At 73.8% G+C, this 10,766-nt stretch carries 6 protein-coding genes and 1 tRNA gene; 1 reads left to right on the forward strand and 6 read right to left on the reverse strand.

Annotated features, from left to right (window positions below):
- Positions 1-49 precede the first annotated feature (49 nt).
- Positions 50-1,465, reverse strand: coding sequence for an MFS transporter (locus ACXET9_RS15740; RefSeq protein WP_457887628.1), 1,416 nt, complete (start codon positions 1,463-1,465; stop codon positions 50-52).
- Between the two features lie 100 nt (positions 1,466-1,565).
- Here ACXET9_RS15740 and ACXET9_RS15745 point away from each other — a divergent pair, with 100 nt between their 5' ends.
- Entirely contained in the window at positions 1,566-2,447 is an 882-nt protein-coding gene (locus ACXET9_RS15745) for an aldo/keto reductase (protein ID WP_457887629.1), read from the forward strand.
- 102 nt (positions 2,448-2,549) lie between these two features.
- Here the strand turns inward: ACXET9_RS15745 and ACXET9_RS15750 are convergent, their stop codons facing one another.
- The 5 genes from ACXET9_RS15750 to ACXET9_RS15770 form a co-directional block, all read right to left on the reverse strand.
- Positions 2,550-3,212, reverse strand: coding sequence for a response regulator (locus tag ACXET9_RS15750; protein WP_457887630.1), 663 nt, complete (start codon positions 3,210-3,212; stop codon positions 2,550-2,552).
- A complete protein-coding gene (locus ACXET9_RS15755) occupies positions 3,209-4,414 on the reverse strand; it encodes a sensor histidine kinase (RefSeq protein WP_457887631.1) in 1,206 nt (401 codons plus the stop codon). Before ACXET9_RS15755 ends, ACXET9_RS15750 begins: the two co-directional genes overlap by 4 nt.
- Positions 4,411-5,280 carry a CPBP family intramembrane glutamic endopeptidase gene (locus ACXET9_RS15760; protein ID WP_457887632.1) on the reverse strand — a complete coding sequence of 290 codons (870 nt, stop codon included), beginning with the start codon at positions 5,278-5,280 and terminating at the stop codon, positions 4,411-4,413. The genes ACXET9_RS15755 and ACXET9_RS15760 overlap by 4 nt, the downstream gene beginning before the upstream one ends.
- Before the next feature lie 227 nt (positions 5,281-5,507).
- A tRNA-Arg gene (locus ACXET9_RS15765) sits at positions 5,508-5,580 on the reverse strand.
- A gap of 134 nt (positions 5,581-5,714) precedes the next feature.
- Entirely contained in the window at positions 5,715-10,517 is a 4,803-nt protein-coding gene (locus ACXET9_RS15770; protein ID WP_457887633.1) for a DEAD/DEAH box helicase, read from the reverse strand.
- Positions 10,518-10,766 lie beyond the last annotated feature (249 nt).

Here is a 10,766-nt window from a genome sequence, read left to right on the forward strand (position 1 = left end):
CCGGCCTTCCTGTCGGGCCCCGCTGAGACGCACAGCCGTCCTGCAGTGCTCAGGCCGCGCGGCGACGCTCCCTCAGCTCATGCGGGAGGATGAGCGCCGCGGAGACGATCAGGCTGAGCAGCAGCAGCGCGCTCGCTGCGGTGAAGGCGGCGGATGCCTCGGCGGAGACCGCCGCGGCGGCATCCGGGCCGGCCTCCGCGAAGGCCGGTGCCGAGACGGCGACCAGGAGCGCGAGCCCGAGGGCGATGCCCAGCTGGTGGAAGGTGTTCACCAGGCCCGAGGCGGCCCCGGCGTCGGCCGCCGAGGCGCCGACGATCCCGGCCGAGGTGAGCGGGGCGAAGACGAGCCCCTGGCCCAGACCGATCACCACCATCGGCAGCGCGACGCCCGTGAGGTAGTCGGTGCTGGGGGAGACCTGCGCGAGCCAGAGCATGCCGGCGAGCGTCAGGGCGATGCCGACCAGCAGGGGCCGCGCCTCACCCGCCCACAGGGCGATCCGCGGGACGAGGAGCGCCACGACGAAGTTCACGAGGGTCATCGGGAAGAACGCGAGACCCGCCTGCAGCGGGTTCAAACCGAGGACCTCCTGCAGGTACTGCGTGCCGAAGAAGAAGAACCCGATCATCGCGCCCATGTAGGCCATGCGGCCCAGATAGCCGCCCACCCGCACCGGGTGCGCGAACAGCCGCAGCGGCATGATCGGCTGCGCGGCCGAGCGCTCGTTCAGGACCAGGGCGACCAGCATCGCCGCCCCCACGAGGAAGGAGAGGAGGGTCGTCGGGGAGGTCCAGGACGCCTCCGAGGCGTGGAGCATCCCGAAGATGAGCGCCCCCATCCCCAGCGTCGCGGTGAGCGCCCCGATGAGGTCGAAGCCGCCGGGTCGGCGCTCCGAGGTCGGCAGATAGCGCGGGGCGAGGGCGATCATCGCGATCCCGACCGGGACGTTGAGGAAGAAGCCCGCGCGCCAGCTCAGCCAGTGCGCGGCGGCGCCCCCGATGAGCAGGCCGAGGCTCGCGCCGATGCCCGCCGTCGCGCCGTACAGCGCGACCGCGCGGGAGCGCGCCGGACCGGGCGGGAAGGACGCGGTCAGCAGCGACAGCGAGGCCGGGGCGATGATCGCCGCACCGATCCCCTGGAGGGCGCGGGCGCCGATGATCCACCAGGCGGAGCCGGCGAGGCCGATCAGCAGCGAGGCGAGGACGAAGACGACGAGGCCGAGGATGAAGACGGGCCGTCGGCCGAAGAGGTCGCCGGCGCGGGCGCCGAGGAGCAGCAGCCCGCCGAAGACGAGCGTGTAGGCGTCCTGCACCCAGGACAGCTCGGCACGGCTGAGGCCGAGATCGGCCTGGAGGCTCGGCAGCGCGGTGAAGATGACCGAGTTGTCGAGCAGGATCATGAAGTAGCTGACCAGGATGATGGTCAGGATCGCGGCCTGATGCGGCACGCGCGGCGGGGGAGTCGGCATGCACCCAGCACACCCCTGTTCCCGTGCGGGCGGCAGATGCTGCTCTTCCCGGTACTGCCAGAGCCTCCCTCCTGCCCTGCGACGGCTCTAGCGTCGAGGCATGACCACCACCGCATTCGCTCTGAACAACGGGGTCGAGATCCCCGCCGTCGGATTCGGCGTCTTCCAGACGCCGCCCGAGGAGACCCGCATCGCCGTCGCCGAGGCCCTCCGCGCCGGCTACCGCCACATCGACACGGCCGCCGCCTACGGCAACGAGCGGGGCGTCGGCGAGGCGATCGCGGCCTCCGGCATCCCGCGGGACGAGATCTTCCTCGAGACGAAGATCTGGATCAGCGACTACGGCTACGACGAGACGCTGCACGCCTACGAGAAGGCCGTCGGCAAGCTGGGCGTCGAGCAGATCGACCTGCTGATCCTCCATCAGCCGCTCACCGTCGACTTCGAGCGCACCATCGGCGCCTACAAGGCGCTCGAGACGCTCCTGGCCGACGGACGGGTCCGCGCGATCGGCGTCAGCAACTTCATGGTCGAGGATCTGCGCCGGCTCCTGGACCGCACCGACGTCGTCCCCGCGCTCAACCAGATCGAGATCCACCCGTACTTCCAGCAGAAGGAGGTTGTGGCCCTCGGACGCGAGCACGGGATCCTCCCGCAGGCCTGGTCCCCGATCGGCGGTGTCGTCGACTACGCCGGCGGTGCGGGAAGCCCCCTGCACGACGAGCGCATCGCCGCGATCGCGGCCGCGCACGGCAGGACCCCGGCCCAGGTCATGCTCCGCTGGCATGTGCAGAAGGGCGTCCAGGCGATCCCGAAGTCGGTCCGCCCCGAGCGCATCGCCGAGAACCTCGACGTGCTCGGCTTCGAGCTCACCGAGGACGAGATCGCGACGATCGACGGACTCGACACGGGCGTGCGCAGCGGCCCCGAGCCCGCGTCCCTCACGCTCGAGAACTATGGGATGCCGATCCCCGAGGCCTGAGGCGCCTCAGCCTGAGGATCGAGGCGCGTCGGCCGGGACCCCCGGAACAACTGGGACACCCGGGACCCGGGTCCCAGGGCCCGCGGTCGGCGCCGCCAGTGCTCAGCGGATCAGCCCGGTCCGATATGCGTGGACCACGGCCTGGACCCGGTCGCGCAGCTGGAGCTTCGCGAGGATGCGCGAGACGTGCGTCTTCACGGTCTCGCTGCTGAGCACGAGCCGATCGGCGATCTCCCGGTTGGAGAGGCCCTCGGCGACCAGGCGCAGGACCTCGAGCTCGCGCGCGGTCAGCGGATCCGCCCGGACGGCGTCGGCCGACGGGCGGATCCGCTGCGCGTAGCGGCCGACGAGCGCGCGCGTGACCTCGGGGGCGAGGAGCGAGGAGCCCGCGGCGACGGTGCGGATCGCGTGGAGGAGCTGGTCGGCGGGAGCGTCCTTCAGCATGAAGCCGCTCGCCCCGGCGCGCAGCGCCTCGTAGACGTTCTCGTCGAGGTCGAAGGTGGTCACCACCAGCACCGTGATCGGGTCCTCGACGCCCTCGCCGGCGAGCAGCGCGGTCGCCCGGATCCCGTCCATGATCGGCATGCGCACATCCATGACGACGACGTCGGGACGGGTGCGGCGCGCGAGCTCGACGGCACGCCGCCCGTCTCCGCAGTCGCCGACGACCTCGAGGTCGCTCTGGGCGCCGATGATCGTGGAGAAGCCGGTGCGGATCAGCGGCTGGTCGTCGCACACGAGGACGCGGATCGGTGCGACGGTCATGCGGGCGGGGCGATGTCGGTCGTGGGGATCCGGGTCGTGGGGATCAGGGCGTGTACGGCGAAGCCGCCGTCCGGGAGCGGGCCCGCCTCGCAGCGGCCGCCGAGCGCCTCGACGCGTTCGCGCAGCCCGATGAGCCCGCGACCGGAGCCGACGAGGCCCGGTCCCGCAGCGGGACGGTCCGATGCCCGGGCCGTGCGCATCCCCTCGGTCGTGATCCTCACGTCGACCTCCTCCTCGCGAGCGCGGATGCTCACCGCGGTGGGGGAGCCGGCGGCGTGCTTGAGCGCGTTCGTCAGCGACTCCTGGACCACACGATAGGCCGTCAGGGAGGCCGCCTCGGGGATCCGTCCGGCGCTCCCGGGGAGATCCAGATCGACCGGCTGCCCGGCGCGACGGGCCTGCTCGACGAGCTCGGGGATGTCCGCGACAGTCGGCAGCGTGGTGCGGACGCCTGGCCCGGACGCACCCAGGACCTGCAGGAGCGTGCGCAGGTCCGCGGAGGCGAGCCGGCCCGTGTCCGCGATCGCGGCGAGGGACTCCTCGAGAGCCTCAGGCGCGGTGACGAGCCAGCGGGCGGCCTGCGCCTGCACGACCATCGCCGTCACATGATGGGAGACCACGTCGTGCAGCTCCCGCGCCAGCCTCGCGCGCTCCTGCGCGCGGGCCTGCTCCGCCTCGCGTCGGACACGCTCCTCCTCCGCGAGCCGGTGGGAGCGCAGCCGCGACCCGGTGACCCAGAACAGCACCATCAGGAGGAAGAAGGTCAGGAATCCTGTCGTGCCCTCGGCGGACCCGCGGGCGATCAGCGCGAGTACCAGGGCGAGATACGAGACGGCCAGTCCTGCCGCCGTCCAGCGTCGACGGCGGTCGAGGTGGATGCCGGTGCTGAGCAGCGCGATCGTGATCGCGGCGCCGGAGACCAGGTGGTAGGAGAGCAGCTGGTCGACGGCGAAGCCGGTGGAGACCAGCACGAGGCTCACGAGCGGCCACCGCCGGCGCAGGGCGAGCGGAAGGCATTCGAGCGCGGCCGCGAGGACCGCGAGGAGATCGAGCGGGCGCGGAGGAAGATCCCCCAGCTGCGAGCCGTACACCTGGAGAGCCGGGGTGAAGGCGGCGACCAGGAGCAGCAGCCCCGGGACCAGATCGCGCAGGGCCTCGGGGAGGCGCAGCCAGCGGCCGCGCGCCCGCTCGAGGATGCTCACCGGGCCGCAGCTTCGAGGGCGACGGCGCGGGAGGCCTCGCGGGCACCGCGCATCGGGACGATCCGTCCGCGCCGATGGGCGATGACGAGCAGGACGATCGTGGCCGCCACGCAGAGGGCCACGGAGACCATGCTGGCCTCGGGCCCGAAGGCGCCGCCGGTGAGGGCCGTGGGCCCGGAGACGCTCGAGCTCAGCAGGCCGGAGGACGGACCGTTCCCGGAGACCGCGGTGCTGAAGATCCCGGACTCCGCGAGGTTCCAGCCCAGGTGGAGACCGATGGGCAGCCACAGCCGACGGGTCGCGATCCAGGCCGCACCGAGCATGCCGCCTGCCTCGATCATGATCGCGATCGCTCCCCACAGGGTCGCATCGGGGTTCAGGAGGTGCATGAGACCGAAGAGCGCGCCGGTCCCGACGAGCGCGATCCAGGTGCCGAACCGTCGTTCGATATGGCGGAACAGGACACCGCGGAACATCAGCTCCTCCCTCACCGCCCCCAGCGCCATGGACCCGGTGAACCAGAGCAGGCCGCTGACGGAGCCGAGGCCGTCGACCTGGTACCCGCCGAGGAGGGCGATGATGCCGATCGCGAGGGCGAACAGCGCCATCCCGCCCAGGACCCCGGCCCCGGTGGTGCGGCCGATGCCGGGCGGACCCAGCTCGTCGACGGTGCGGCCCTCGCTCCAGGCGACGACCCTGCGGTAGACGAGGATCGTCGCGACGGCGAGCACAGGGCCCAGGACGAGGGTCAGGGCGGGGCTGCCCGCGACGAGCCCCAGGACGGCGCTTCCGAGAACCCAGAGCGCGAGGACGGTGAGGATCTGCCAGAGGATGGTGAGCTTCGTGAACTCCGTGGGCTTCTTCATGGCACCGACAGTATGGAGCCGAGGAGCGGAGCACATCGCCCAGGGGAGCGCGATCGGGTGTCCCCTGATCGGGGGATGGAGGACGGGAAGGAGCTGACCCCTCCCTGGGAGTCCGGAATCCTGCTGGAGGCGTCCCGCTCGGCGAGCAAAGTGGTCACCAAAGTGGTCACGACACCCCGAAAATGCCGCCCCAGGGCTGTCTGATCGAACATAACCCCTGGTCAGAGTGCCCCCAGCAGGACTCGAACCTGCAACCTACGGATTAGAAGGCCGTTGCTCTATCCATTGAGCTATGGAGGCGTGCGATCCGCGTCGCGCTCGCCGGCGGACCGGGGCGCGGGAGGGACCGACCGCAGACAAGTGTAGTCGCTGCCGCGATGGTGCCGTCCGCGCCATGGGACCAGCGCGTTCGGCGGCATCGGCGCCCGGCCGGATCAGCGCCCGTGATGGCGCAGGCTCCGGGGCGAGCGGGCGAAGCCGGCCTCGAGCAGTGCGGCGACGGCGCCGCGGACGGAGGCGGGCTGCTCGCGCTCGGGGGCCGTGACCGGCACGCCGTCGATCCTCTCGATGCCGACGCGGCCGAGGCGTCCGTCGTCGGCCGCCGCGGCCAGAGTGCGTGCGGCGGCGGTCCGTGCGGAGGCATCCGATCCCGCCCACCAGGAGAGGGTGCGGCCGCCCCGCTCGAGATGGGCGAGCGCACGGCCGTCCTCCGAGATCACCGTGTGGGCGCCGGTGCGGCGCTGCGGCCGGGGCGCCTCGTCGGTCGCCGGGGCGGGCCAGGGCAGGATCGTGCCGAACGGCGAGGCGGGGTCGACGGCGGAGAGGACCACCGCGGCGGGCACTCCTGCACCGCCTGCACCGCCTGCACCGGCCGTTCCCTCGGCACCGGACGCCCGCAGCCGGTCGACGGCCGCGGCCTGCCCGAACTGCGCGGCGCCGAGCCCTTCGACGAAGTAGCCGCGACGCACGGAGCCCGCGTCCTCGAGGTCCGCGAGATCGCGGAACACGGAGGACCAGCCGCCGGCCAGGCCCTCGGCGGCGACGGCGCCGCGGGTCAGGAGCCCGTGCCGATCGACCATGAGAGCGACCCGGGCGGCGCGGCGCACCGCCGGATCCACGGGATCCACGCGCACCGCCCGCCAGCGGCCGTTGGCCGTCGGCCCCGCGACGGCCGCGGAGACCGTGCCCTGCTCGTCGGCGCGCAGCAGCGCCGCGGAGAGCCGTGCCGCGCCCCGTCGGCCGCGTCCGGCGCGCGAGGACGCACGACGCCGCGGAGCGCCCGCGGCGGCGGCACCGGGCGCGAGCAGGACCGCGGCGGTGTCGACGCTCGCGAGCCCCGCGAGCGCGAGCTCGGACAGCGCCTCGGCGACCTCGGCGAGCGAGACCTGGCCGCCACCGCCGCTGCCGCCACCGCCGCCGCGCAGGGCCGCTGCGAGGTCCGTCGGACGCACCGGCCCGGGCGACTCCCGCAGCAGAGCGAGGACCGCCTGCGCGGTCGACCCGGGAGCGAGAGCGGCGGCGGCGCCGGTCAGCTCCTCGGCATCGAGGCCCAGGGCGAGGGCGTCCGCGAGATGCAGGCGCACCGGGGCACCCGCGAGCGCGCCGCCCGGAGCACCGTGCAGAGTCAGCAGGATCTCCTCGCGGGCCAGGGCCTCCTCGAGCAGCCGCGGCGCCGCCCGTCCCAGCCGCACCGGCAGCAGGTCCTGCAGCCAGACGCCGATGGGTGCCTCGATGCCCGTGAGCTGGTCGACGACATCGGCGAGGGCGTCGAGATCGGAGCCGTCGTCGGCCGCGGGACGGCCCGGCCCGACGGGCGATCCGCCGGCGGGTGATCCGCCGACGGGTCGGGGATCGATGCCGTGCCAGGACAGCGTGAAGCGGACGAAGTCCTCCGCCGGCACCGGCGCGATGTCCTTCCGCGCGGCCGCGAGGGACGTCCGACGGATGCGCCGCAGCACCTCCGCATCCACCCATTCCTCCTGGTCGCGTCCCGGGAGGAAGGCACCGCGGGCGAGGATCCGACGGGCCGACAGCTCCGCGAGCGCCGCCCGGCAGGCCGACGGCGGCAGCGGCAGCTCCGCGGCCGGCTCCTCGGCCGTGAAGGGTCCGCGGGACCGGGCCCAGCGGGCGAGGACCTGCACCGCGGCATCGTCGACCGGCTCGAGCAGCGCCGCGGTGATCGGCGAGCCGGGGCCGCCGGCGCCGGGCGGCAGCACCTGCTCTCCGGCCGCGTCCCGCCAGAGCCCCGCCTCCTCGACGAGCGCCAGGTGCTCCTCGTCGTGCCAGCGCAGCCGGATCGCCCGGCCCGCGTCCTCGAGCGCGGCGATCGCGGCACCGGCGGCGTCCGCAGGAGGAATCCCCGACGAGGCGTCCGTCGGCGCGGACAGCGGGGCGAAGCGGGCGCGGATGCGCCCCTCGGTCAGCGGTCCGAGGCGGCGCAGCGCATCCGCGAGGTCCTCGGCGTCCCGGATCCTTCGCTCGGGGCTCAGCAGCTGCGCGTCGGCCGAGATCCGCGCGATCGCCTCCGGCAGCAGCAGCTCCCGCAGCGAGACCGTCCCCAGCAGCTCCTGCAGGACGGTCTGGTCCAGGGTCAGCGCCGCAGTGCGGCGCTCCGCGAGGGGAGCATCGCCGTCGTAGATGAAGCTGCCCTCGAAGCCGAACATCACGGCCCGGGCGATGGGGGAGGGCTGGTCGACGTCGACCACGTCCACCCCGATGCGGTCCGCCGCGAGATCGGCCATGAGAGCGCTCAGCGCCGCGAGGTCGTACTCGTCCTGCAGGCACTCGCGGGCGGCCTCGAGCATCATCGGGAAGTCCGGATGCTCGCGCGCCGCATCCAGCAGCGTCGCGGAGCGCTGCCGCTGCTGCCACAGGGGAGCACGGGCGGTGGGGATCCGTCGCGGCAGCAGCAGCGCGCGCGCCGAGCATTCCCGGAAGCGGGCCGCGAACAGCGCGGAAGCGCCCACCAGATGCCGCACCTGATCCTCGATCGCCTCGGGGGCGAACAGCACGAGGGAGGCGTCCGGCGCCTCGCCGCCCTGCGGGACCCGCAGCACGATCCCGTCGTCGGACGCGACCACCTGGACCTGCGCGCCCATGCCCTCGCGCAGCCGGTCCGCGATCGCGAGCGCCCACGGCCCGTTCACCCGGCGCCCCAGCGGGTTGTGCACCACGACGCGCCAGTCGCCGAGATCGTCGACGAAGCGCTCGACGAGCAGCCGCGCGGCCCCCGGCAGGACGCCCGTCGCCATCGTCTGCCGTTCGATCAGCAGATGCACCTGCGCACGGGCGTTCTCGTCCAGCCCCAGCTCCACCAGGCCCCGCTCGCGCTCGCCGGGATCCTGGGCGGAGAGCTCGTCGAGATGGCGGGCGATCGCGCGCCCCAGCTCCGCCGGCCGGGAGGCCGAGTCCCCGTGCCAGAAGGGGATGCGCCCGGCGAACCCGGGAGCGGGGGAGACCGTCACCCGCTCATGCGTGATCTCCTCGACCCGCCAGCTCGAGGTGCCCAGCGTGATCACATCCCCGCGCCGGGTCTCGTAGACCATCTCCTCGTCGAGCTCACCGACCCGACGGGCCTGCTCCTCCCCGGCGGCGAGCAGCACCGGGAACAGGCCCCGATCGGGGATCGTGCCCGCATTGGTCACCACGAGGCGCTGCACGCCGGGCCGAGCGGTGAGGGTCCCGGCCTCCCCGCGGGCGCGGTCGCGCACGAGCCGCGGGCGCAGGTCGGCGAAGGACGTCGAGGGATACCGGCCCGTGAGCATGTCGATCACGGCGTCGAAGCCGCTGCGGGGCAGGTCCCGGTACGGGCCGGTGGAGCGCACGAGCGCGAACCACCCCTCGACGTCGAGGTCCTCGAGGGCCGTGGCCGAGAGCGTGTGCTGGGCGAGCACGTCGAGCGCGTTCGCCGGGATCCGCAGCGGCTCCAGACGGCCCGCGCGGGCCTCCCGCAGCATCAGCGCGGCATGCACGACGTCCAGCGGATGCAGCGGATGGATGCGTCCGCGGGAGACGTCGCCGACGCCGTGCCCGGCGCGCCCGACCCGCTGCAGCAGGGACGCGATCGTGAACGGCGAGCTGATCTGCAGCACCTCGTCGACGGCGCCCATGTCGATGCCGAGCTCGAGGGTCGAGGTCGCGACCACGCAGCGCAGCGCGCCGTCCTTCAGCAGCGCCTCGGTCTCCAGACGCCGCTCCTTGGACATGGAGCCGTGGTGCACGCGCGCGATGTCCGTCGCGGCGCGCGCATCGTCGGCCGCGGCGCGTGCGTCGTCGGTCGCGGTGCGGCGCCGGTGCAGATGGTTCAGCCGGTCCGTCAGGCGCTCAGCCTGCCGACGCGAGTCGCAGAAGACGATCGTCGAGCGATGGCGCTCGACGGCGTCCAGCACCGCCCGCTCGACATGCGGCCACAGGGCCCCGTCGACGGCCTCGTCGTCGACCGCGTCGGGCGGCGGGGTCACCTCGTCCATATCGGGGACGGGCACCGTCACCCCGAGGTCCCAGCGCTTGGTGCCCGCGGGCGCGACGATCCGGGCGCTCGTGCCCGCGGGCACGAGGAAGCGGGCGATCTCCTCCGGCGGCTCGACAGTCGCCGACAGCCCCAGGCGCTGGGGCCGCGGGCCGACGACGAGCGCGTCCAGGCGCGCGAGGGACAGCGCCAGGTGGACGCCGCGCTTCGAGCCCGCGATCGCATGCACCTCGTCGACGATCACCGTCCGCACCTGGGAGAGGGTCTCCCGGGCGGCGGAGGTCAGCATGAGGAACAGCGACTCCGGCGTCGTGATCAGCACGTCCGGAGGATGCGCGATCAGACGGCGCCGCTCCGCCGGGGTCGTGTCCCCCGAGCGCACGCCGACGCTCACCGCCCGCACCGCGTCCCCGCGCTCCGCCGCGCGCGCCGCGATCCCCTCGAGCGGACGACGCAGGTTCTTCTCCACGTCCACGCCGAGCGCCTTCATCGGCGAGATGTACAGGACCGTCGTCCTCTCGGCTCTCCGCGCGGCCATGCCGTCGGCGTCGTCATCGGCCGGGAAGAGGAGCCCGTCGATCGCGCGCAGGAACGCCGCGAGCGTCTTCCCGGAGCCGGTCGGGGCGATGACCAGCGCGTCCTCGCCCGCAGCGAGGGCCGACCAGGTGCCGATCTGCACCGGCGTGGGCGCGCCCAGGCTCCGGGCGAACCACTCGCGGGTCGCCGGGTGCAGGGCGGCGGGCATCGCGCCGGTGCTCTCCTCGCTCACCGCTCCATTCTCGCCCGACGGGCCGACGGGCGGGCGGCCGACCGGCGGTGTGGGCGACGGGCCGTCCTTCGGATTCGGCTCCCCGCGGACGGACAGGGCTCGTCCACGCCGTTCCCGGGCGAAGGATGACAGGATGGACGAGGCGCGCCTCCTCGCGGGGCGCACGGACACATCGGACCGATGAAGGGACATGCCATGGCGGACTACACGCTTCCCGAGCTGGATTACGACTACGGGGCGCTCGCTCCC

The sequence above is a fragment of the Brachybacterium netajii (SeqCode) genome (genome assembly GCF_054114245.1).

What these genes read in the sequence shown, in the direction of transcription:
- ACXET9_RS15750 (WP_457887630.1), bottom strand. Translation starts at nt 3,212, where the DNA reads ATGACCGTCGCACCGATCCGCGTCCTCGTGTGCGACGACCAGCCGCTG.
- ACXET9_RS15745 (WP_457887629.1), top strand. Translation starts at nt 1,566, where the DNA reads ATGACCACCACCGCATTCGCTCTGAACAACGGGGTCGAGATCCCCGCC.
- ACXET9_RS15740 (WP_457887628.1), bottom strand. Translation starts at nt 1,465, where the DNA reads ATGCCGACTCCCCCGCCGCGCGTGCCGCATCAGGCCGCGATCCTGACC.
- ACXET9_RS15760 (WP_457887632.1), bottom strand. Translation starts at nt 5,280, where the DNA reads ATGAAGAAGCCCACGGAGTTCACGAAGCTCACCATCCTCTGGCAGATC.